At 72.0% G+C, this 20,391-nt stretch carries 24 protein-coding genes; 13 read left to right on the top strand and 11 right to left on the bottom strand.

Annotated features, from left to right (window positions below):
• Nucleotides 1-285, top strand: a 285-nt coding sequence (locus E2C06_RS38785; RefSeq protein WP_206664633.1) for a hypothetical protein, incomplete at its 5' end; no start/stop codon positions are given.
• Nucleotides 245-1,582, top strand: a complete 1,338-nt coding sequence (locus E2C06_RS22215; protein WP_133290800.1) for an OmpA family protein — start codon at nt 245-247, stop codon at nt 1,580-1,582. The genes E2C06_RS38785 and E2C06_RS22215, both read left to right, overlap by 41 nt.
• A gap of 130 nt (nt 1,583-1,712) precedes the next feature.
• On the opposite strand, the gene E2C06_RS22210 is transcribed toward E2C06_RS22215, so the two are convergent.
• From E2C06_RS22210 to E2C06_RS22170, 9 genes are all read right to left on the bottom strand, one after another.
• Entirely contained in the window at nt 1,713-2,165 is a 453-nt protein-coding gene (locus E2C06_RS22210) for a cupin domain-containing protein (RefSeq protein ID WP_133290799.1), read from the bottom strand.
• 70 nt (nt 2,166-2,235) lie between these two features.
• Nucleotides 2,236-2,946 (bottom strand): ABC transporter ATP-binding protein, encoded by a 711-nt coding sequence (locus tag E2C06_RS22205; protein WP_133290802.1) that lies wholly within the window; start codon nt 2,944-2,946, stop codon nt 2,236-2,238.
• Nucleotides 2,946-3,701, bottom strand: coding sequence for an ABC transporter ATP-binding protein (locus E2C06_RS22200; RefSeq protein ID WP_133290798.1), 756 nt, complete (start codon nt 3,699-3,701; stop codon nt 2,946-2,948). Before E2C06_RS22200 ends, E2C06_RS22205 begins: the two co-directional genes overlap by 1 nt.
• Entirely contained in the window at nt 3,694-4,614 is a 921-nt protein-coding gene (locus tag E2C06_RS22195; protein ID WP_133290797.1) for a branched-chain amino acid ABC transporter permease, read from the bottom strand. The genes E2C06_RS22200 and E2C06_RS22195 overlap by 8 nt, the downstream gene beginning before the upstream one ends.
• Nucleotides 4,614-5,537, bottom strand: coding sequence for a branched-chain amino acid ABC transporter permease (locus E2C06_RS22190; protein WP_133290796.1), 924 nt, complete (start codon nt 5,535-5,537; stop codon nt 4,614-4,616). The genes E2C06_RS22195 and E2C06_RS22190 overlap by 1 nt, the downstream gene beginning before the upstream one ends.
• Nucleotides 5,538-5,601: 64 nt before the next feature.
• Nucleotides 5,602-6,780 (bottom strand): ABC transporter substrate-binding protein, encoded by a 1,179-nt coding sequence (locus E2C06_RS22185; protein ID WP_133290795.1) that lies wholly within the window; start codon nt 6,778-6,780, stop codon nt 5,602-5,604.
• A gap of 44 nt (nt 6,781-6,824) precedes the next feature.
• Nucleotides 6,825-7,634 carry an alpha/beta hydrolase gene (locus E2C06_RS22180; protein ID WP_133290794.1) on the bottom strand — a complete coding sequence of 270 codons (810 nt, stop codon included), beginning with the start codon at nt 7,632-7,634 and terminating at the stop codon, nt 6,825-6,827.
• Nucleotides 7,635-7,680: 46 nt separating this feature from the next.
• Entirely contained in the window at nt 7,681-8,883 is a 1,203-nt protein-coding gene (coaBC, locus tag E2C06_RS22175) for a bifunctional phosphopantothenoylcysteine decarboxylase/phosphopantothenate--cysteine ligase CoaBC (RefSeq protein WP_133290793.1), read from the bottom strand.
• Nucleotides 8,884-8,914: 31 nt separating this feature from the next.
• Nucleotides 8,915-9,796, bottom strand: coding sequence for a TauD/TfdA dioxygenase family protein (locus E2C06_RS22170; protein WP_133290792.1), 882 nt, complete (start codon nt 9,794-9,796; stop codon nt 8,915-8,917).
• Between the two features lie 130 nt (nt 9,797-9,926).
• On the opposite strand from E2C06_RS22170, the gene E2C06_RS22165 reads away from it, so the two are divergent.
• The 4 genes from E2C06_RS22165 to E2C06_RS22150 all read left to right on the top strand — a co-directional run bounded on the left by E2C06_RS22165 (nt 9,927) and on the right by E2C06_RS22150 (nt 11,986).
• Nucleotides 9,927-10,271, top strand: coding sequence for a CidA/LrgA family protein (locus tag E2C06_RS22165; protein WP_133290791.1), 345 nt, complete (start codon nt 9,927-9,929; stop codon nt 10,269-10,271).
• Nucleotides 10,272-10,443: 172 nt separating this feature from the next.
• Nucleotides 10,444-11,166, top strand: a complete 723-nt coding sequence (locus tag E2C06_RS22160) for an LrgB family protein (protein WP_133290790.1) — start codon at nt 10,444-10,446, stop codon at nt 11,164-11,166.
• A gap of 54 nt (nt 11,167-11,220) precedes the next feature.
• Nucleotides 11,221-11,433 carry a DUF2934 domain-containing protein gene (locus E2C06_RS22155; protein ID WP_133290789.1) on the top strand — a complete coding sequence of 71 codons (213 nt, stop codon included), beginning with the start codon at nt 11,221-11,223 and terminating at the stop codon, nt 11,431-11,433.
• 22 nt (nt 11,434-11,455) lie between these two features.
• Entirely contained in the window at nt 11,456-11,986 is a 531-nt protein-coding gene (locus E2C06_RS22150) for a gamma carbonic anhydrase family protein (RefSeq protein ID WP_133290788.1), read from the top strand.
• Here the strand turns inward: E2C06_RS22150 and E2C06_RS22145 are convergent.
• Nucleotides 11,983-12,948, bottom strand: coding sequence for a LysR family transcriptional regulator (locus tag E2C06_RS22145; protein ID WP_133290787.1), 966 nt, complete (start codon nt 12,946-12,948; stop codon nt 11,983-11,985). The genes E2C06_RS22150 and E2C06_RS22145 overlap by 4 nt on opposite strands.
• Nucleotides 12,949-13,056: 108 nt before the next feature.
• On the opposite strand from E2C06_RS22145, the gene E2C06_RS22140 reads away from it, so the two are divergent.
• Genes E2C06_RS22140 through E2C06_RS22110 form a run of 7 tightly spaced genes read left to right on the top strand, consistent with a single transcriptional unit; the run spans nt 13,057 to nt 20,082 of the window.
• Nucleotides 13,057-14,088: a class 1 fructose-bisphosphatase gene (locus E2C06_RS22140; protein ID WP_133290786.1), complete on the top strand. Its 1,032-nt coding sequence runs from the start codon at nt 13,057-13,059 to the stop codon at nt 14,086-14,088.
• 9 nt (nt 14,089-14,097) lie between these two features.
• Complete coding sequence (locus E2C06_RS22135; RefSeq protein ID WP_133290785.1) at nt 14,098-14,973, top strand: phosphoribulokinase; 876 nt, start codon at nt 14,098-14,100, stop codon at nt 14,971-14,973.
• A gap of 23 nt (nt 14,974-14,996) precedes the next feature.
• Nucleotides 14,997-16,079 (top strand): class II fructose-bisphosphate aldolase, encoded by a 1,083-nt coding sequence (fba, locus tag E2C06_RS22130; RefSeq protein WP_133290784.1) that lies wholly within the window; start codon nt 14,997-14,999, stop codon nt 16,077-16,079.
• A 22-nt stretch (nt 16,080-16,101) separates the two neighbouring features.
• On the top strand, nt 16,102-17,550 hold the full coding sequence (locus tag E2C06_RS22125; RefSeq protein WP_133290783.1) for a form I ribulose bisphosphate carboxylase large subunit: 1,449 nt from the start codon (nt 16,102-16,104) through the stop codon (nt 17,548-17,550).
• Nucleotides 17,551-17,563: 13 nt separating this feature from the next.
• Nucleotides 17,564-17,989 (top strand): ribulose bisphosphate carboxylase small subunit, encoded by a 426-nt coding sequence (locus tag E2C06_RS22120; RefSeq protein WP_133290782.1) that lies wholly within the window; start codon nt 17,564-17,566, stop codon nt 17,987-17,989.
• A complete protein-coding gene (gene cbbX / locus E2C06_RS22115) occupies nt 17,986-18,858 on the top strand; it encodes a CbbX protein (protein WP_133290781.1) in 873 nt (290 codons plus the stop codon). The genes E2C06_RS22120 and cbbX overlap by 4 nt, the downstream gene beginning before the upstream one ends.
• A complete protein-coding gene (locus E2C06_RS22110; protein ID WP_133290780.1) occupies nt 18,859-20,082 on the top strand; it encodes an FGGY-family carbohydrate kinase in 1,224 nt (407 codons plus the stop codon).
• Between the two features lie 65 nt (nt 20,083-20,147).
• Here the strand turns inward: E2C06_RS22110 and E2C06_RS22105 are convergent, their stop codons facing one another.
• Nucleotides 20,148-20,375, bottom strand: a complete 228-nt coding sequence (locus E2C06_RS22105) for a hypothetical protein (RefSeq protein WP_133290779.1) — start codon at nt 20,373-20,375, stop codon at nt 20,148-20,150.
• Between the last annotated feature and the right edge of the window lie 16 nt (nt 20,376-20,391).

Below are 20,391 nucleotides of genomic sequence, written 5' to 3'. Positions count from 1 at the left end.
CTGCCCCTGCCCGGCGCGCCGGCCGAGGCCCCCGCAGTGCCGCCTCCGCCGCGGCCGGAGGGGCCCGCGGCACCCGCGGCCGTCGCCGCGACCGCGCCCCGGCCGGCGCCCCGCGCCGCACCCGATCCCGCGCCGGCGGAGACGGTCTTCGCGCGCGCCGGTGGTTTCACCACGCAACCGTTCGACCCTGCCACGCGCTGCCGCTTGATCACGCAGCGCATGCAGATCGGAGAGACGGTTGCCGATGCCGATATCCAATTCCTCCGGCGGGGTTGCCCCGGCTGAACCACATCGCCGGAGGGCGGGCCTGACCGGAATACCACTTCGTCGCCTCGGCAACCCGATCGGCCGGTCCACTGTCCTCGCCGTGCTGCTCGCCCTTGGCCTGGCCGGCTGCGCCGCGCCGCCGCCTCCGCCGCAGCCGCCCCCGGCCCCCGTCGCCGCCGCGCCTTTGCCGCCGCGGGAGGCGCAGGACCTCGACGCCGCGGTCGATTCCCTCGCCACCGCCGTGCTTGCCCGGGCCGAGCTGCCGCCGGCCGCGGCAGGGCAGCCGCGCCGGATCGTCATCGATCCGCTGATCGACCGCGCCACCGGCGCCGAGACCCGCACCACCCGGGCCATGGCGCGCCGCATCGCGGCGAAGCTGCAAGGGGATGCGGGCTTCGATTTGCGTCCCTTCACCCAGGCCAGCCTGGACGCGAAGCCGCTGGTCCTGCTCGGTGCCATCTCCGGCGTCACCGCCGCCGGCAGCCTGAAGGACAGCACCGAGGAGCCCGGCGCCTACCGCATCTGGGCAGTGCTGGCCGATCTCGGCAGCGGCAAGGTGGTGGCGCACGAGACCGCCTGGGTGCGGACCGAGGCGGTGGATGCGACGCCGACCGAGTTCCACCGGGACAGCCCGGTCTGGCTGCCGGACCGGGCGACCGCGGCCTATCTGAAGGTTTGCGCCGCGCCGGCCGGAGCGCCGATCGATCCGGCCTGGCAGCGCGGGCTGCGCGCCTCGACCCTGCTGGCGCAGGCGACGGCGGCCTATGAGGCCAGGGAGCCCGCCCGCGCGCTGTCGCTCTACCGGGCGGCGGACAAGGCTGGCCCCACCGGGCGGCTGCAGGGCCTGAACGGCGAGTACCTGACCGCGCATGCGCTCGGCCGGACGGACGAGGCGGAGCAGGCCTTCGGCAAGCTGGTCGACTACGGCCTGGCGGAGCGCAATCTCGGCGTGAAGTTCCTGTTTGCCGTGGGGCAGACCAGCTTCTGGCCGGACAAGGCGATCAGCGGACCCTACCCGATGTGGCTGCGGCAGATCGCCCGCCGCACCGCGACGGACAATGCCTGCCTCGACGTGGTCGGCCATGCCAGCCCGACCGGGCCGGACGCGTTGAACGACCGGCTCTCGCTGGCCCGGGCGCAGCGGATCAAGGCCGACCTGGTGGCGGAGCAGGCTTCGCTCCGCCCGCGCACCGCGACCGAGGGACGCGGCGCGCGGGAGCCGATCGTCGGCAACAAGCGGGACGACGCGACGGATGCGGTGGACCGGCGCGTCGCCTTCCTGCCGCAATCCTGCGGGGCGGTGGCGTCGCGCTGAGGGTCGGCCGGGGAAGCAAGCTTGGGGAGGACAAGGCATTTCCTCCCCAAACCCCTCCTTTGCCTTTCGTGGGTCCGGCAGGCGCCGCGCGGTGGGTGCCGATCCCAGGGCAGACGAGAAGCCCCTTTCCTCAGGCCGGCGGCGGCAGGAAGTCCACCTCATGCGCCTTCGAGAGCCGCACGACCTCGTCCACGTCGGACAGGTTATGCAGCGCCTTGAACAGGTCGTGCAGCCTGCGGCCGGGCGTGACCCAGAAGAAGGCACGGGCCGGGGCACCGCTCTCGTTGAAGTAGCCGTGCATGATTCCGCGCGGCATCCGCACCAGGTCGCCGGCCGAGGCGAACTGCGTTTGCCCGTCGAGGATCAGCTTCCAGGTGCCCTCGAGCATCAGGATGTATTCGTCCTGCGTCGGGTGGATGTGCGGCGGCACGAAGGTGCCGGGCGGGCTCAGCGCCTCGAAGGCGAAGGAGCTCTCGCAGGACTGCTTGGGGTAGTAGGTCTGGCCGAGGATGTTCCAGACCGTGCCCTCGGTGCCGTCGAAGCCGGTGCCGGCGCGGGTGATGCCGGGGATCTCTGCCGTCATGGTCCGTTCCTCTCGCTGGGCGTGATCGCTGCAGGCAAGCCCGGCCGACAGCGTTGGTCACGCGACCCCACTAGATCTGAAGGTAAGTCTCGCGCAGCTCCGGGGCCGCCGCCAGGGCCTCGGTGCTGCCGGTCCAGGCGACGCGGCCCTTCTCGATCACCACGTGACGGTCGGCCAGCCGCATGACGGCGGCGAGGTTCTTGTCGATCAGCAGGATCGCCAGCCCCTCCGCCTTCAACCGCGCCAGCACCGCCCAGATCTCGGCGCGGATCAGCGGCGCCAGGCCCTCGGTCGCCTCGTCCAGGATCAGCAGCCGCGGGTTGGTCATCAGCGCGCGGCCGATCGCCAGCATCTGCTGCTCGCCGCCCGACAGCTGCGCGCCCATGTTGCGGCGGCGCTCCCGCAGCCTGGGGAACAGGGCATAGACCGCGGGCAGGGTCCAGCGCGCGGCGCCGCGGGCGGTGGCGGTCGCGGTCAGGTTCTCCTCGACCGTCAGGGTCGGGAAGACCTGGCGTCCCTCCGGCACCAGACCGATGCCGCGCCGCGCGACGCGGTGCGGCGGCTGGCCGGCGATTTCGGCGCCCTGGAAGCCGATGCGGCCGCCGAGCAGCGCCCCGCCGGCCGCGGGCAGCAGCCCCATGACGGCGCGCACGGTCGTCGTCTTGCCCATGCCGTTGCGGCCGAGCAGGGTCACCACCTCCCCCGCCGCGACGGCGAAGCCGATGCCGGACAGCACGCGGCTCTGGCCATAGCCGGCGGCGAGGTCCTCGACGCTGAGCATCACGCCGCCTCATCCTCGCCGAGATAGGCGGCACGGACCTCCGGATCGGCGCGGATCGCATCCGGCGTGCCGGTGGCGACGATGCGGCCGTAGACGAGGACCGAGATGCGGTCGGCCAGCGCGAAGACCGCCTGCATGTCGTGCTCCACCAGCAGGAAGGCGTAGCGGCGCTTGAGGCCGCGCAGCAGCGCGACCAGCCGCTCGGTCTCCTCCGGCCCGGCGCCGGCCAGCGGCTCGTCCAGCAGCAGCAGGCGGGGCTGCATGGCCAGCGCGATGGCGAGCTCGAGCTGCCGCCGCTCGCCATGCGACAGCGCGGCGGCCGGCACCGCGGCGCGATCGGCCAGGCCGGTCCGTTCCAGCGCGTCCATCGCCGCCTGGTTCAGCGCCGCCTCCGACGCCGCTGGGCGGAGGAAGCGGAAGGACGAGCCGCTCCGCGCCTGCACCGCCAGCGCGGCATTCTCGAGCGCGGTGAAGCCGGGCAGGATGGAGGTGACCTGGAAGCTGCGCGCGAGGCCGAGCCGCGCCCGGCGCGCCAGGGACAGCGCCGTCACGTCGCGCCCGGCGAAGACGACGCGCCCGGCGTCCGGCCGGAGCGTGCCGCTGACCTGGTGGATCAGCGTGGTCTTGCCGGCGCCGTTCGGGCCGATGACGGCGTGGATCTCGCCCGGCGGCACCTCGAGCGAGACGCCGTCGGTCACCGCCAGCCCGCCGAAGCGCTTGCGCAATCCGTCAAGGCGAAGGATCGGCTCAGCCACGCCGCGCCCCGATCAGCCCGACCAGGCCACCGCGCAGGTACAGCACCGCCAGGACCAGCAGCGGGCCGAAGATGATCCGCCAATGCGGCGTGAGGTGCCCCAGCCATTCCTCCAGCGCCAGGATCGCCAGCGCGCCGAGCACCGCGCCGAAGGGGCTGCCGAGCCCGCCGAGGATCACCATGAACAGCAGGTCGCCCGAGCGCTGCCAGGCGAGGAAGGAGGGCGCGACGAACTCCGCCGCATTCGCCAGCAGAAAGCCGGCCAGCCCCGCGATGCCGCCGGCGATGGTGTAGGCGACGAGCCGATAGGGATAGGGCGAGAGCCCGACCGCCTCGACCCGCAGCGGGTTTTCCCGCGCCGCCCGCAGCACCCGGCCGAAGCGGGAGGCCAGCAGCATGCGGATGCCGAGGAATACCACCACCAGCAGGCCTAGGCAGAGATAGTGGAAGCCGAGCCGGTCCTGCATCCAGCGCGCGCCGGCGACGGTGCTGCGTCCGTACAGCGTATAGCCGTCGTCGCCGCCATAGGCCGAGAGCGAGGCCGCGGTGAAGAAGGCCATCTGGCCGAAGGCCAGGGTGATCATGATGAACTGCACGCCGGCGGTGCGGATCGCGACCGCCCCCGTCGCCAACGCGAACAGCGCCGCGGCGGCGATGGCGACGGGCGCCACGACCAGCGCCTCCGTTACCCGGGCATCATCCAGCACCACCACCGCATAGGCGCCGATGCCGAGCATCGCGGCATGGCCGAGGCTGACAAGCCCCGCCCCGCCGACCGGCAGCCAGAGCGACAGCGCGGCAATGGCGAGGATCATCCCGCGCGCCAGCAGCGTCATCGCCCAGCCCTGCCCGAGGCCGAGGAAGGGCGCCGCGGCCAGCAGGCCGAAGACCAGCGCCGGCAGCACCCGCGCCATCACCCCGCCCGCGCCGGGAAGAGCCCGCGCGGCCGCACCGCCAGGATCAGCGCCATGGCGATGTAGACCAGCATCGACCCCAGCGCCGCCCCGGTCTGCCGCGCCGGCGAGGCCGCCATGAACAGCCGCAGCAGGTCGGGCATCAGCGACCGGCCCAGCGTCTCGATCAGCCCGACCAGCAGCGCCGCCAGGAAGGCGCCGCGCACGCTGCCGATGCCGCCGATGACGATGACGACGAAGGCGAGGATGAGCACCGTGTCGCCCATCCCCGGCTCGACCGACAGGATCGGCGCGGCCATCACGCCGGCGAAGCCCGCCAGCATGGCGCCGCACCCGAAGACCAGCATGAAGAGCCGGCCGGTATCGACGCCGAGCGCCGCCAGCATCGGCCGGTTGCTGGCCCCGGCGCGGACCAGCGCGCCGACCCGCGTGCGTTCGATCACCAGCCAGAGTAGCGCGGCGGTGGCGAGGCCGGCGAGCAGGATCGCCAGCCGGTAGACCGGGTATTGGAGGCCAGGCATCAGCGCGATGCCGCCCTGCAGCAGGTCCGGCGTCGGCACCTGCAGCGGCGCGTTGCCCCAGACCACCTTCACCGCCTCATTGAGAAACAGGATGACGCCGAAGGTCGCCAGCACCTGCGACAGGTGGTCGCGGTCGTAGAGGTGCCGGAACACCAGCCATTCCAGCGCGAGGCCGCAGGCCAGCGCCGCCGGCAGGGCCAGCAGCAGGCCGGCCCAGAAGCTGCCGGTCGCCGCGGCGAGGCTGGCGCCGAGATAGGCGCCCAGCATGTACTGCACGCCATGCGCCAGGTTGATGAAGTCCATCACCCCGAAGACCAGCGTGAGGCCGGCGGCGACCAGGAAGAGCAGCACGCCGAATTGCAGGCCGTTGAGGGCCTGCACCAGCAGCAGTTGGACCGTCATTGGTGTTCGGCCGGCCGATTCAGGCCTTCGCCGGCCTGCGGCCCGCCACGGCCATCGGGCGGCATCAGCGCATGCGGCACTCGGCCGCCCAGGGGTCGATATCGTTCTCCAGCACCTTCCGCACCGTCTCGGTCTGGAACCTGCCGTCCGGCCGCTTCGCCACCTGGCAGAGCCAGAAATCCTGCACCGGGTAGTGGTTGGCGCCGAATTTGAAGTTGCCGCGGACCGAGCGGAAGTCCGCCGCGCGCAGCGCCGTCCGCAGCGCGTCCTTGTCGCCGAGCCTGCCGCCCACCTTGCGGATCGCGCTGTCCAGCAGCATCGCGGCATCGTAGCTCTGCGCCGCATAGCTGGCGGGGACATAGCCGTAGCCCGCCTCGAAGTCGGCGACGAAGCGCTTGTTCTGCGCATTGTCCATGTTGGGCGCCCAAGGGGCGGCGGCGTAGAAGCCGAGCGCGGCGTCCTGCTGCGCCGGCAGCGTCGCCTCGTCCACGGTGAAGGTCGAGAGGAAGGGGATGTGGGCGAGGCCGGCCTGGCGGTACTGCCGCACCAGGTTCACGCCGAGCCCGCCCGGCATGAAGGTGAAGATCGCGTCCGGCTTGCTCGCGGCAATCCGCGCCAGTTCGGCGGAAAAGTCGAGCTGGGTCAGCGGGACATAGACCTCGTCCACCACCTCGCCCTTGAAGCGGGACTTGAAGCCGGCCACCGCGTCGCGCCCGGCCTGGTAGTTCGGCGTCATGACGAAGACGCGGCCATACCTGCTGTCGGTCGCCACCTGGCCCATCACCGAATGGACCTGGTCGTTGTTGTAGGAGGTCGTGAAGAAGAAGGGGTTGCAGCCCTTCCCCGCGAAGGTCGAAGGCCCGGCATTGGTCGAGATCAGGAAGGTGCCGGATTCCGTCACCGGCCGCATGATGGCGGCCAGGATGTTGGAGAAGACGACGCCGACGACGAAGTCGACCTTGTCGCGCTCGAGCGCCGCGCGGACCTTGGTCACCGCGACCTCGGGCCGCAGCTCGTCGTCGATCGGCACCACCTCGGCCGCCAGCCCGCCCAGCTTGCCGTCCAGGTGCTTCAGCCCCTGCAGGAAGCCGTCGCGCAGCTGGGTGCCGAGCGCGGCCTGCGGCCCGGTCTGCACCGCGACCAGCCCGATCTTCACGCCGCCGCCCTGCGCCCGGCCGATCGCCGGCAATGCCAGGGCGCCCGCCGCCACGCCGCCCAGAACCCCACGCCTGCCGATCGCCATGCCCCGTTTCCCCCGCGAAAACCGTCCCGTTCCCGCTTCTACCGTCAGCCGACGCCCAGGGCCATGGCCGCGGCGCGGCGGGCGAGCGGGCTGCCCGGCTCGGCCAGGGGGGCTAGGATGGTGAAGTGGTTCGCGCCCGGCACCACCTCCGCCGTGCCGCCCCAGGCGGCGGCGAAGTCGCGGGTCTGGCGGAGGAACTCGCCGCTCTCCGCCCCGCCCACCACGGCATGCAGCGGCAGGCCGGGGGAGGCGAGGTGCCGCGGCGACAGCGCCCGGGCATCCTCCGGCGCCAGGCGCAGCCCCGCGCCGATGGTGGTCGGCAGCAGCGGCTCCAGCTCAAAGACGCCGGAGATGGGCAGGCCGGCGGCGACCAGATGGGCGGGCAGGCGCGGATCGAGCGCCCGCCAGTCCGTTGCCATCAGCATCGCCGTCAGGTGGCCGCCGGCGGAATGCCCGGTGGCCAGCAGGCGCCGCCCGCTGCGCCGGTGCAGCAGCGCCGCCGCCGCCCGCATCTGTCCGACAATGGTCGCCAGCGTCACCTGCGGGCAAAGGTCGTAGGAGGGCACCGCGACCGCCACGCCCTCCGCCAGCATCCCGCGCGCGAGGTGGGAGAAGAAGGACCGGTCCAGCGCCTGCCAGTAGCCGCCGTGCAGGAAGAGCGCGACGGGCCAGACCTGCCCCGGCCCGGGGCGGAAGAGGTCCAGCGTCTCGCGCTCGCCGGGGCCATAGGGGATGTCGAGGTCGGCCTCGGCCCACGCCGCGCGGAAGGCGGCAGCGTCGCGCTGCCACCCCGCGATAATCGCCGGGTTTCCCGGCACGCGCGCCCGGTTGTCGTATTCCGCCTGCAGATCCATGCGGCCATTCCAGCGCCGGGCGGCGGCGGCGGCAAGGCCGGCCCGGTCAGCCCGGCGGCGGCGGCGCCACGGCCCCGGCGATCCGCGCCGCCAGCCGCTCGGCCACCGCGGCTTTCGGCAGCTCCGGCCAGTCCTCGACACCCGCGGCGGTGACCAGGTGGATGGTGTTGCGGTCGCCGCCCATGACGTCGCCGGAGACGTCGTTGGCGACGATCCAGTCGCAGCCCTTGCGCAGCCGCTTGGCGGTCGCGTGCTCGACCACGGCTTCGGTCTCGGCGGCGAAGCCCACCACCAGGCCGGGGCGGCTCGCATGGTGGGACAGGGTCGCCAGGATGTCGGGGTTCAGCGCCATCTCGAGCGTCGGCGCCGCCGCGCCCGGCGTCTTCTTCAGCTTCTGCGTCGCCTCCCGCGCCACCCGCCAGTCGGCGACGGCGGCCGCCATGACGGCGATGTCGGCAGGCAGCGCCGCCTCGCAGGCGGCCAGCATCTCGCGCGCGGATTCCACCCGCACCACCGTCACGCCGCGCGGGTCCGGCAGGCCGACCGGGCCGCTGACCAGGGTGACGCGGGCGCCGAGCACCGCCAGCGCCGCGGCGATCGCATAGCCCTGCTTGCCGCTGCTGCGGTTGGCGATGTAGCGGACCGGGTCGATCGGCTCATGCGTCGGGCCGGCGGTGACGAGCGCATGCTTTCCCGCCAGTGGCTGCGCGCCGGGCGAGAGCAGCGCCTCGATGGCGGCCAGGATCTCGGCGGGTTCCGACAACCGGCCGGGGCCGCTCTCGGGCTCCGCCATGGCGCCCACCCCCGGGCCGACCGCCTGCACGCCGCGGGAGGCCAGCGCCGCCAGGTTGGCGCGCGTCGCCGGATGGTCCCACATCGCCGGGTTCATCGCCGGCGCCACCAGGACCGGCGCGCGGGTGGCCAGCAGGATGGTGCTGGCCAGGTCGTCCGCCAGACCGTTCGCCATCTTCGCCAGCAGGTCGGCCGAGGCGGGGGCGACCACCACCAAGTCCGGCAGCCTGGCCAGGCGGATATGGCCGATCTCCGCCTCGGCGGCCCAGAGGTCGTCATGCACCCGCTGGCCGGTGATGCCCGCCAGCGCCTCCTTCGTCACGAAGCGGGCGCCGCCGGCGGTGAGCACGGCGGCGACCGTGGCGCCGGCCTTCCGCAAAAGGCGGGTCAGGTCGAGCACCTTGTAGGCGGCGACGCTGCCGGAGACGATCAGCAGGATGCGGCGGTCGTTCAGCATGGCGGCGAAACTACAGGACCGCCGCCCGGGATCAAACCGGCCGCTCGCCCTTCACGGTGACGCGGTTGCCATAGCGCCGGTTCGGCCAGTAGTCCCACATCGCCCGGTGCTGGGCGCAGCGGTTGTCCCAGAAGGCGACCGAGTTCGGCTTCCAGCGGAAGCGGCACTGGAAGAGCGGGTTCTCCATGTGCTGGTAGAGCCAGGCCAGGATGCCGTCGCTCTCGTCACGCGGAACGCCGAGGATGCGGGTGGTGAAGCCGCGGTTCACGTAGAGCGCCTTTCGGCCCGTCACCGGATGGGTGCGGATCACCGGGTGCTCGGCGCGGGGGTAGCTGGCCTTGTCGGCCACGCCCTCCTTGGCGAACATCCCGCGATAGACATGCTCGCCGCTATGCTCGGCGGTCAGCCCTTCCAGATAGGCCTTCATCCGGTCGGACAGCGCGTCATAGGCGCCGTACATGCTGGCGAAGAGCGTGTCGCCGCCATCCGGCGGGCATTCCCGGATATAGAGGATGCTGCCCATCGGCGGCTCGAGGTCGCAGGAGACGTCGGAATGCCAGCCCTCGCCATTGGCGCGGACCGAATTCTCGTCGGCCTTGATGATCATCAGCTCGGGGTGGCCGGGCTCGTGCGGCGCCGCGGGGTGGAGGTGGAGCTCGCCGAATTGCCGGCCGAAATCGAGGTGTTGCTCCTGCGACATGTGCTGGTCGCGGAAGAAGATCACCAGGTGCTCGGCCAGCGCCCGGTGGATCTCGTCCATCTGCCGGTTGGAGATCGGCCCGCCGAGCGAGACGCCGCTGATCTCGGCGCCGATCAGCGGGGTCAGGCGGTTCACCCCGATCGTCTCATAGGCCTGGCCGTCCCGGGCGCCGACCTTGATGCGGGGGCCGTTGAGGGCACTGAGGGAGGACATGGGGCGTTCCTTCTTTGCCGTGCTTTGGGCGGAGGCTAGCGCCGCCGCCGTCGCAGCGCGACTCCCCCCGCGGCGCGATGGCCGCATACCCGCCTCGGGGCATGCCCGGCGGGCTGACCGGAGGTCCTGGATGATCGGTGCGCTCACCACCCTGCTTGTCTGCCAACTGGCCGGGGAGATCCTGGTCCGGACGCTGCACCTGCCGGTGCCAGGCCCGGTGCTCGGCATGGTGCTGCTCTTCGCCGCGCTGGTGCTGCGCGGCCGGCCGGTGGCCCCGGCGCTGGGGACGACGGCGGACGCGCTGCTCGGCAATCTCGGCCTGCTCTTCGTGCCCGCCGGGGTCGGCGTGGTGCTCTACCTGCCGCTGCTGGCGCGGGACTGGGCGCCGATCTCGCTGGCGGTGGTCGCCGGCACGCTGCTCGGCATCGCCGCGACGGGGCGGCTGGCGCAGGCGCTGCTGCGGCGGCTCGGGTGAGGCGGGACGGCAAGCTTGGGGAGGGAAAGATATTCCCGCCCCAAACCCCTCCCTTGCATTCCGTGAGTCGGCATTCGCCGCGCGGCGGCCGTCGACCAACAGAAATAGATGAGGGGTCCGGGGAGAATACCTTCTCCCCGGCCTTGCTGCCTCGCCCCAGCAGGCCCGCCCGATGACCGACCTTTCGGAGATCTGGGTCTACCTGGCGCGGGAGCCGCTGGCGGCGCTGACCGCGACGCTGCTCGCCTGGCTCGGCGCCTTGCGGATCCAGCGGCTGTTCCGCCGGCACCCGCTGGCCAACCCCGTGCTCTTCGCGGTGGCGCTGCTGGCGGCCGGGCTGCTGGCCGCCCGGGTCGACTACCGCGCCTATTTCGAGGGCGCGCAATTCGTCCATTTCCTGCTCGGCCCCGCCACCGTCGCGCTCGCGGTGCCGCTGCACCGGCAGTGGCAGGTGGTGCGGCGCTCGGCGCTGGCCGCGGCGCTCTCCGTGGTGACGGGCGGGCTCTTCGCGGCCGGCGCCGGCGTCGCCTTCGCGCTGGCGCTCGGCGCGGCGCCGGAGGTCACGGCCTCGCTCGCCCCGCGCTCCGTCACCACCCCGGTCGCCATGGGCATCGCCGAGCGCCTCGGCGGGCTGCCCTCGCTCACCGCCGCGGTGGTGATCTGCTCGGGCGTGGTCGGCGCGGCGCTCGGCCCGGCGGTGCTGGACCTGGTGCGGGTGAAGGACTGGCGGGCGCGGGGCCTCGCCATCGGCACCGCGGCGCACGGTATCGGCACGGCGCGCGCCCTCTCGGTCAATGCCACCGCCGGCGCCTTCAGCGGCCTGGCGATGGGGCTGAACGCGCTGGCGACGGCGCTGCTGCTGCCGTTGCTGTGGCGGCTGCTGGCGGGCGGGTGATGCCGGCCGGGCCAAGTTGCGGCAAGCTGCCGCCGCAGGGAAGAGGAGTCCGCGATGTCCGACACCGATCTGCAGCAGCGCATCCGCGAACGCGCCTATGCCATCTGGCAGGCGGAAGGCTGCCCGGAGGGCCGCGCCGCCGCGCATTGGGACCTCGCCTGCAGGCTGGAAGCCGAGCGCGAGGCCTATGTCGACGAGGAAAGCGCCGAGAGCTTCCCGGCCAGCGACCCGCCCTCCCATGTCCCGATCACCGGCGACCGGGTATGATTTGCGCCAGGAGGAAACGCCGATGCCCGTCTACGCCCTGCACGACCTTGTCCCGCACTTGCCGGAAGCCGGCCGCTACTGGGTGGCGCCGGACGCGCATGTGATCGGCCGCGTCAGCCTCGGCGAGGATGTCGGCGTCTGGTTTGGCGCCGTCATCCGCGCCGACAACGAGGCGATGGCGATCGGCGCCCGGACCAACATCCAGGAAGGCGCCATGCTGCACTCCGACAGCGGCAGCCCGCTGACGGTGGGGGAGGACGTGACGGTCGGCCACCACGCCATCCTGCATGGCTGCACGGTGGGCGATTGCAGCCTGATCGGCATGGGCGCGACGGTGCTGAACCGGGCGCGGATCGGCCGCTTCTGCATCGTCGGCGCCAATGCGCTGGTGACCGAGGGCAAGGAATTCCCCGACTTCTCGCTGATCGTCGGCAGCCCGGCCAAGGTGGCGCGGGTGCTGCCGGACTCGGTCGCCGAGGACCTGCGCCGCTCGGCGGCGCATTACGTGGCGAACTGGCAGCGCTTCGCCGGCGGGCTGCGGGTCACCGCCTAAGGCTGGCGGAGGGCCGGGGGCGACCCCTCCCCCGGCAGCGCCGGCAGGAATTCCGCGCCGTGCCGCGCCAGGTGGTCCCACATCGCCTGGGCCGCGGGCAGCAGCCGCTTCTCCGCCCGCCGCACCAGGAACCACTGCCGCAGCGCCGGCAGCCCCGCCACGTCCAGCACCGCCAGCCGGCCGTCGCGCAGTTCCGCCGCGATGGTATGGGCCGAGAGCAGCGCGATCCCCATCCCCGCCATCACCGCCTGCTTGATCGTCTCGTTGCTGCCGATCTCCATCCGCGGCCCGTCGACCTCGGCCCCGAACAGCCGGCGCATCAGGTCGCGGGTGCCGGAGCCGTTCTCCCGCAACAGGAAGGTCTCGCCGGCCAGCGCGCCGAGCGGGATCGCCTTCCGCCGTACCAGCCGATGCGCGGGCGGGGCGATGATCACATGCGGGTGTGGCCCGAGCACCGCCCGTTCCAACGGGAAGTGATCCGGCGGGTGGCCCATGACGGCCAAATCCAGCTCGAAGCCTTCCAGCGCCGCCACCACCTGCTGCCGGTTGCCGACCGACAGCCGCATCTCGACGCCGGGATGTGCCCGCTGGAAGGCTGCCAGGGCAAAGGGGGCGAAATACTTCGCCGTGCTGGTCACCCCGACCGCGACCCGGCCGCCCTCGACGCCGCGCAGCGTCTCGATCGCCGCGGCGCAATCGGCCAGCGCCGCCTCGATCCGGCCGAGCGCCGCCAGCGCCTCGCGCCCCGCCTCGGTCGGCCGCATGCCGGCCGGCGTGCGCTCGAGCAGCGGCACGCCGCCCAGCGCGTCCTCCAACAATCTCAGTTGCTGGGCGACGGCGGGCGGGGTGAGCGAGAGCTGCGCCGCCGCCGTCGTCACGCCGCCGGTCCCGGCCACCGCGCCCAGCGCCCGCAGCTGGCGGAGCGAGGTGCGGCGGGGGAAATTGACAAGTTTTTCTTTCATTGACGTCAAGATTAAAGGAATTTCTTGGCCCCGCCAGCCTGCCTAAAGTCGCTCCATCGGGTCCGGCCGATGCGCCGCTGAAGGTGCCGACCGGTGGGAGGACGCGGCGTGCTGCAGCTCGCGGAGCATCTGGAAGCCTGGGCCGGACCCAGCAACGGCCGCCAGGCCGTGGCGGAGACGGTCTTCGCCCTCGCCCGCGCCTCGGCCGAACTGGCGGAGCTGGTGGCCGAGGGGCCGCTGGCCGGAGAGCTCGGCCAGGTGGTCGGCGCCAGCGACGACGGCGATGGCCAGAAGGCGCTCGACCTCCGCGCCAACGACCTTTTCCTGCGGCACCTGCACCATGCCCCGGTCGCCGCCGTGGCCTCCGAGGAGATGCCGGCACCCGTCGCCCTGCGCGGCGCCGCGCCGGTCGCGGTGGCAATGGACCCGCTGGACGGGTCGAACAACATCGAGATCAACGGGCCGCTCGGCACCTTGTTCTCCCTGCTGCCGAGCGAGCGGCACGACGACCCGGCGCTGCCCTTCACCGCCGCCGGCGACCGCCAGCTCGCGGCCGGCTGCGTGCTGTATGGCCCGCATACCGTGCTGATGCTGACGCTCGGCGCTGGCGTGCAGATCTTCACGCTGGACCGGCGGAACCGCGAATTCCGCCTGACCCGCGCCGCGGTGCGGATGCCAGAGGCGCGGCGCGAATATGCCATCAATGCCTCCAACGCACGGCACTGGTCGCTGCCGGTGCGCGCCTTCGTCGAGGAATGCGTCGCCGGGTCTGCGGGCCCGCGCGGCACCGACTACAACATGCGCTGGCTCGGCTGCGTCGCGGCCGATGCCTACCGGGTGCTGTTGCGCGGCGGGATCTACCTCTACCCCGGCGATGCACGGCCCGGCTATGGCCGCGGCCGGCTGCGCCTGGCCTATGAGGCGAACCCGATCGCCTTCCTAATGGACCAGGCCGGCGGCACCGCGACGGACGGCTTCGTGCCGATCCTGGAGATCGCGCCGCAGACGCTGCACCAGCGCGTCCCGCTGATCTTCGGGTCGCGCGACAAGGTGGCGCGGGTGGTGTCGTTGCATCTGGACGGCGTGCCGGCGGCGGGGCAGCGCCCGCTGTTCGGCGCCCGCGGCCTCTTCCGGTCCTGAGGGGGCGCGATGTCGGTCCGCCACCCCATCATCTCGGTCACCGGCTCGTCCGGCGCCGGCACCACCACGGTGAAGCACACCTTCGAGCAGATCTTCCGGCGCGAGGGGATCAACGCCGCCTGGATCGAGGGCGATGCCTTCCACCGCCACGACCGGGCCGAGATGCGCCGGGCGATGGCCGAGGCCGAGGCCGCCGGGAACCGCCACTTCAGCCATTTCGGCGAGGCGGCGAACCTGCTGGAGGAGTTGGAGGCCGTCTTCGCCGCCTATGCCGCGGAAGGCCGCGGCCGCACCCGCCACTACATCCACGACGCGGCCGAGGCGACGCAGCACGGCGCGCCGGCCGGCACCTTCACCACCTGGGCGGACTTCCCCCGCGGCACCGACCTGCTGTTCTACGAAGGCCTGCACGGCGCGGTGCGGACCGGGCGGGTGGACATCGCGCGCCATGCCGACCTGAAGGTCGGGGTGGTGCCGGTCATCAACCTCGAGTGGATCCAGAAGATCCACCGCGACAAGTCGGTCCGCGGCTATTCGACCGAGGCAGTGATGGACACGATCCTGCGCCGCATGCCGGACTATGTCCGCATCATCTGCCCGCAATTTGCCGAGACGGACGTGAACTTCCAGCGGGTGCCGATGGTCGATACCTCCGACCCCTTCATCGCGCGCTGGATCCCGACGCCGGACGAATCGATGGTGGTGATCCGCTTCCGCAACCCGCGCGGCATCGACTTCGCCTACCTGACCTCGATGCTGCGGGACAGCTTCATGTCGCGGGCCAATTCCATCGTGATCCCGGGCTCGAAGCTCGACCTTGCCATGCAGCTCATCATGACGCCCATGGTGCTGCAGCTCATCGACCGCAGCCAGCGGGCGCGCTGAGTCGACATCACGGGAACATGCGCATGGCCTTCGTCACCCTTCGTCAGTTGCTGGACCACGCCGCCGAGCAGGGCTACGGCGTGCCGGCCTTCAACATCAACAACATGGAACAGCTCCGCGCCATCATGGAGGCGGCGGCGAAGACCAGCTCCCCGGTCATCATCCAGGCCAGCCGCGGCGCCCGCGCCTATGCCGGCGACCTGATGCTGACCGCCATGGTGCAGGCCGCGGTCGCCACCTGGCCGGAGATCCCGGTCTGCCTGCATCTCGACCACGGCGACCGTCCCGCCACCTGCCTCTCGGCCATCCAGCACGGCTTCACCAGCGTGATGATGGACGGCTCGCTGCGCGAGGACGGCAAGACCCCGGCCGACTACGACTACAACCTGGCGGTCACCGCCAAGGTCGCCGAGATGGCGCATGGCGTCGGCGTCTCGGTCGAGGGCGAGCTCGGCTGCCTCGGCTCGCTCGAGAGCGGCCAGGGGGAGAAGGAGGACGGCCACGGCGCCGAGGGCGTGCTCTCGCGCGACCAGCTGCTGACCGACCCGGCCCAGGCGCAGGATTTCGTCACCCGCACCGGCGTCGATGCGCTGGCGGTTGCGATCGGCACCAGCCACGGCGCCTACAAGTTCACCCGCGCGCCGACCGGCGACACCCTGGCGATGGAGGTGGTGCGGGCCATCCATGCGCGGCTGCCGAACACGCACCTGGTGATGCATGGCAGTTCCTCCGTCCCGCAGGAGCTGCAGGACGTCTTCAATGAATTCGGCGGGCAGATGGCGCAGACCTGGGGCGTGCCGGTGGCCGAGATCCAGGAAGGCATCCGCCACGGCGTGCGCAAGATCAACATCGACACCGACTGCCGCATCGCCATGGCCGGGCAGTTCCGCCGCGTGGCGACGGAGAAGCCCGGCGAGTTCGACCCGCGCAACTTCATGAAGCCGGCCATGGCGGCGCTGACCGCGCTCTGTGCCCGGCGCTTCGAGGAATTCGGCACCGCCGGCCAGGCGCCGAAGCTGAAGCCCGTGCCGCTGCAGGCCATGGCCGCGCTCTACGCCCGCGGCGCGCTCGACCCCGTCATCGGGGGTGCCGCGCGCGCCGCCTGACCGCATCAAGGGAGACCCGAGGATGAACGTCGCCAGCCCTCCGCGCGGCCGCTATGACGCCGGCGTGATGAAATACAAGGAGATGGGCTACTTCGACCTGGACTACCAGCCGAAGCAGACGGACATCCTCGCCTGCTTCCGGGTCACGCCGCAGGAGGGCGTGGACCCGGAGGAAGCCGCGGCCGCGGTCGCCGGCGAAAGCTCGACCGCCACCTGGACGGTGGTCTGGACGGACAGGTTGACCGCGGCCGACATGTACCGCGCCAAGTGCTACCGGATCGACCCCGTCCCCGGCGCGCCGGGCTCGTGGTTCGCCTATATCGCCTACGACCTCGACCTGTTCGAGCCGGGCTCGATCGTCAACCTCTCGGCCTCCATCATCGGCAACGTCTTCGGCTTCAAGCCGCTGAAGGCGCTGCGGCTGGAGGACATGCGGCTGCCGGTCGCCTATGTGAAGACCTTCGACGGGCCGGCCACCGGCATCGTCGTCGAGCGCGAGCGGCTGGACAAGTTCGGCCGCCCGCTGCTGGGCGCGACGGTGAAGCCGAAGCTCGGCCTGTCCGGCCGCAACTACGGCCGCGTGGTGTACGAGGCGCTGAAGGGCGGGCTCGACTTCACCAAGGACGACGAGAACATCAACAGCCAGCCCTTCATGCACTGGCGCGACCGGTTCCTCTACTGCATGGAAGCGGTCAACCGCGCCCAGGCGATGACCGGGGAGGTGAAGGGCACCTACCTCAACGTGTCCGCCGGCACGATGGAGGACATGTACGAGCGGGCGGAATTCGCCAAGCAGCTCGGCTCCACCATCATCATGATCGACCTCGTCATCGGCTACACCGCGATCCAGTCCATGTCGAAATGGGCGCGCAGGAACGACATGATCCTGCACCTGCACCGTGCCGGGCATTCGACCTATACGCGGCAGAAGTCGCATGGCGTCAGCTTCCGCGTCATCGCCAAGTGGATGCGCCTCGCGGGCGTCGACCACATCCATGCCGGCACCGTGGTCGGCAAGCTGGAAGGCGACCCGGCGACGACCGCCGGCTACTACGACATCTGCCGCGAGCCATACAACCGCGAGCAGTTGGAGCACGGGTTGTTCTTCGAGCAGGACTGGGCCGGGCTGCGGCGGATGATGCCGGTCGCCTCGGGCGGCATCCATGCCGGGCAGATGCACCAGCTGCTGACCCTGCTGGGCGAGGACGTGGTGCTGCAGTTCGGCGGTGGCACCATCGGCCATCCGATGGGCATCGCCGCCGGCGCGATCGCCAACCGCGTCGCTCTCGAATGCATGGTGCTGGCGCGGAACGAGGGCCGCGACATCATGGCGGAGGGGCCGGACATCCTGGCGGCCGCGGCGCGGCACTGCACGCCATTGGCCCAGGCGCTGGAAGTGTGGAAGGACGTGACCTTCGACTACGCCTCGACCGACACGCCCGACTTCGTCTCCACCGTCTCCGTGTCCTGAAGGAGCGAGCCCGATGCGCCTGACCCAAGGCACCTTCAGCTTCCTGCCCGACCTGACCGATGCGCAGATCGCCGCGCAGGTCGCCTACTGCATCCGCAATGGCTGGGCGGTGAACATCGAGTACACCGACGACCCGCATCCCCGGAACACCTACTGGGAGATGTGGGGCCTGCCTATGTTCGATCTCAAGGACCCGGCCGGCGTGCTCTACGAGCTCGGCGAATGCCGCAAGGTGCATGGCGGCCGCGCCTATATCCGGCTCTCGGCCTTCGACGCGACGCATACCTGGGAAAGCCTGCGGCTGTCCTTCCTGACCGACCGGCCGGCGGAGGAGCCGGGCTTCGCGCTCGAGCGGACGGAGGTCGCGGGACGCGGCATCCGGTACACCACCCGCGCCTATGCGGCGAACCAGCCGACGGGGTCGCGGTACCAGGGATGAGCGACAGGCCGACTGTCGACCTGCGCGCGGCCTTCGAGGCATCGGGCCTCGGCGCGGTGCTGGACGAGCTGGACCGCACCCTGGTCGGCCTCGCCCCGGTGAAGCGCCGCATCCGGGAGATCGCGGCGCTGCTGCTGGTCGACCGGCTGCGCCGCGACATGGGGCTGACCAGCGAGACGCCGACGCTGCACATGTCCTTCACCGGCAATCCGGGGACGGGCAAGACCACGGTCGCGGCGCGGATGGCGGATATCCTGCACCGGCTCGGCTATATCCGCACCAACCAGCTCGTCTCCGTCACCCGCGACGACCTCGTCGGCCAGTACATCGGCCATACCGCGCCGAAAACCAAGGAGATCCTGAAGAAGGCGATGGGCGGAGTGCTCTTCATCGACGAGGCCTACTACCTCTACCGGCCGGAGAACGAGCGTGACTACGGCCAGGAGGCGATCGAGATCCTGCTGCAGGTGATGGAGAACCGCCGCAACGACCTCGTCGTCATCCTCGCCGGCTATGGCGACCGGATGGAGCGCTTCTTCGGCTCCAACCCCGGCATGCGGTCGCGCATCGCCCACCATGTCGACTTCCCCGACTACGGGCCGGAGGAGCTGATGCGCATCGCCGAGCTGATGCTGGCGGCGCAGAACTACCGCTTCAGCCCGGATGCGAAAAGCGCCTTCGTGCAGTACCTCGCGGCGCGGATGCAGCAGCCGCATTTCGCCAATGCGCGCAGCGTGCGCAACGCGCTCGATCGCGCGCGGCTGCGCCAGGCGGTGCGGCTCTTCGAGCAGCAGCCGGAGGCGGTGACGGCCGAGGCGCTGATGACCATCGGGCCGGAGGAGATCCTCGCCAGCCGCGTGTTGGCCTGAATGGGGACGGCGCTGGGGATCGATCTCGGGACCTCGGGCCTGCGGGTGGCGGTACTGGACGCGGCGGGGCGGGTGGTGGCGCAGGCCGGCGTGCCGCTGCCGCCATCCCGCGCGACGGAGCCCGCGGCCTGGCTGGAGGCGCTGGAAACGGCGCTGACCTGGGTGCCGCTGGATGCGGTGCGGCGCATCGCGGTCGCCGGCACCTCCGGCACGCTGCTGACGGTGGATGCCGCCGGCGCGCCGGTCGGCCCGCCGGCGATGTACAACGCGCCGGCGCCGGCCGAGGCGGTGGCCGCCATCGCCCGCATCGCGCCCGCCGGCAGCCCGGCGCGCGGCGCCACCTCGCCGCTGGCCAAGGCTCAGGCGATGCAGGCGCGGCCGGGCGTCGCGCGGCTGCTGCACCAGGCGGACTGGATCGCAGGCACCCTGCTCGGCCGCTTCCGCCACAGTGACGAGAACAATGCGCTGAAGACCGGCTACGACCCGGTCACGCGGCGCTGGCCGGACTGGCTGGCGGCGACCGGCCTCGACACCAGCCTGCTGCCGGAGGTCGCGGTGCCCGGCAGCGCGCTGGGCGAGCTCGACAGCAACCGCTTCGGCCTGCCGCGCGGCGCGGTGGTCTGCGCCGGCACCACGGATGGCTGTGCCTCCTTCCTCGCCGCCAGCGCGGGCGCGCCCGGCGAAGGCGTGACGGTGCTGGGCTCCACCCTCACGCTGAAGCTGGCCTGCGACCGGCCGGTCGTAGCGCCGGAATATAGCGTCTACAGCCACCGGTTGGGCGGGGCTTGGCTGGCGGGGGGATCCTCCAACAGTGGTGGGCGGGCGCTGGCGCGGCATTTCGACCCGGCGGCGCTGGCGAGGCTCTCGGCCAGGATCGACCCGGCCCGTCCCTCGGGCCTCGACTACTACCCGCTGCCCGGGCCGGGGGAACGCTTCCCCATCGCCGACCCCGGCCTGCCGCCGCGGGAGACGCCGCGCCCTGCCGACGACGCTGCCTTCCTGCAGGGACTGCTGGAGGGCGTCGCGCGGATCGAGGCGCTGGGCTACCAGCGGCTCGCCGCGCTCGGCGCGCCGCCGCTACTTTCGGTCCGCAGCCTCGGCAGCGGCGCCGGCAATGCCGCCTGGACGGCCATCCGTGCCCGGCATCTCGGCGTGCCCATGCTACCGGCGCGCTCGGAGGAGGCGGCCGCGGGCGCCGCGCAGCTCGCCCTCCGCGGCGTGTAGGGCGGCCGAAGCAGGCAGTGCCAGGGAGGAAGTATCCTTTGTCCGGCCGGCGACATCGCTGACAGTTATCTGGTTGTGTTCCAGCCCCATGCGGCCGCCCGGCCGGGCTGCCGCATGGGGCTGAAGTCGCCGCTGCGGCGGCCGATCACGCCGAGATGGATCGCCATGAACCGCACCAGCCAGTCGCTGCCCGGCAACTCCACCAGCCCCAGCGGCTCGCCGGCCAGGGCGGTGCCGACGAACACCAAGCCGCCCTGCCATCGCAGGTCGCCGGTGTTGCGGACCCGCCGCACCTGGTGCTCCGGGATG

The sequence above is a fragment of the Dankookia rubra genome (assembly GCF_004355005.1).
Classification (GTDB): Bacteria; Pseudomonadota; Alphaproteobacteria; order Acetobacterales; family Acetobacteraceae; genus Paracraurococcus; species Paracraurococcus ruber_A.
This window is presented reverse-complemented; position numbering and strand designations above follow the sequence as displayed.

What these genes read in the sequence shown, in the direction of transcription:
- E2C06_RS22215 (WP_133290800.1), top strand. Translation starts at nt 245, where the DNA reads ATGCCGATATCCAATTCCTCCGGCGGGGTTGCCCCGGCTGAACCACAT.
- E2C06_RS22210 (WP_133290799.1), bottom strand. Translation starts at nt 2,165, where the DNA reads ATGACGGCAGAGATCCCCGGCATCACCCGCGCCGGCACCGGCTTCGAC.
- E2C06_RS22205 (WP_133290802.1), bottom strand. Translation starts at nt 2,946, where the DNA reads ATGCTCAGCGTCGAGGACCTCGCCGCCGGCTATGGCCAGAGCCGCGTG.
- E2C06_RS22195 (WP_133290797.1), bottom strand. Translation starts at nt 4,614, where the DNA reads ATGGCGCGGGTGCTGCCGGCGCTGGTCTTCGGCCTGCTGGCCGCGGCG.
- E2C06_RS22190 (WP_133290796.1), bottom strand. Translation starts at nt 5,537, where the DNA reads ATGACGGTCCAACTGCTGCTGGTGCAGGCCCTCAACGGCCTGCAATTC.
- E2C06_RS22185 (WP_133290795.1), bottom strand. Translation starts at nt 6,780, where the DNA reads ATGGCGATCGGCAGGCGTGGGGTTCTGGGCGGCGTGGCGGCGGGCGCC.
- E2C06_RS22180 (WP_133290794.1), bottom strand. Translation starts at nt 7,634, where the DNA reads ATGGATCTGCAGGCGGAATACGACAACCGGGCGCGCGTGCCGGGAAAC.
- coaBC (WP_133290793.1), bottom strand. Translation starts at nt 8,883, where the DNA reads ATGCTGAACGACCGCCGCATCCTGCTGATCGTCTCCGGCAGCGTCGCC.
- E2C06_RS22170 (WP_133290792.1), bottom strand. Translation starts at nt 9,796, where the DNA reads ATGTCCTCCCTCAGTGCCCTCAACGGCCCCCGCATCAAGGTCGGCGCC.
- E2C06_RS22165 (WP_133290791.1), top strand. Translation starts at nt 9,927, where the DNA reads ATGATCGGTGCGCTCACCACCCTGCTTGTCTGCCAACTGGCCGGGGAG.
- E2C06_RS22160 (WP_133290790.1), top strand. Translation starts at nt 10,444, where the DNA reads ATGACCGACCTTTCGGAGATCTGGGTCTACCTGGCGCGGGAGCCGCTG.
- E2C06_RS22155 (WP_133290789.1), top strand. Translation starts at nt 11,221, where the DNA reads ATGTCCGACACCGATCTGCAGCAGCGCATCCGCGAACGCGCCTATGCC.
- E2C06_RS22150 (WP_133290788.1), top strand. Translation starts at nt 11,456, where the DNA reads ATGCCCGTCTACGCCCTGCACGACCTTGTCCCGCACTTGCCGGAAGCC.
- E2C06_RS22145 (WP_133290787.1), bottom strand. Translation starts at nt 12,948, where the DNA reads ATGAAAGAAAAACTTGTCAATTTCCCCCGCCGCACCTCGCTCCGCCAG.
- E2C06_RS22135 (WP_133290785.1), top strand. Translation starts at nt 14,098, where the DNA reads ATGTCGGTCCGCCACCCCATCATCTCGGTCACCGGCTCGTCCGGCGCC.
- fba (WP_133290784.1), top strand. Translation starts at nt 14,997, where the DNA reads ATGGCCTTCGTCACCCTTCGTCAGTTGCTGGACCACGCCGCCGAGCAG.
- E2C06_RS22125 (WP_133290783.1), top strand. Translation starts at nt 16,102, where the DNA reads ATGAACGTCGCCAGCCCTCCGCGCGGCCGCTATGACGCCGGCGTGATG.
- E2C06_RS22120 (WP_133290782.1), top strand. Translation starts at nt 17,564, where the DNA reads ATGCGCCTGACCCAAGGCACCTTCAGCTTCCTGCCCGACCTGACCGAT.
- cbbX (WP_133290781.1), top strand. Translation starts at nt 17,986, where the DNA reads ATGAGCGACAGGCCGACTGTCGACCTGCGCGCGGCCTTCGAGGCATCG.
- E2C06_RS22110 (WP_133290780.1), top strand. Translation starts at nt 18,859, where the DNA reads ATGGGGACGGCGCTGGGGATCGATCTCGGGACCTCGGGCCTGCGGGTG.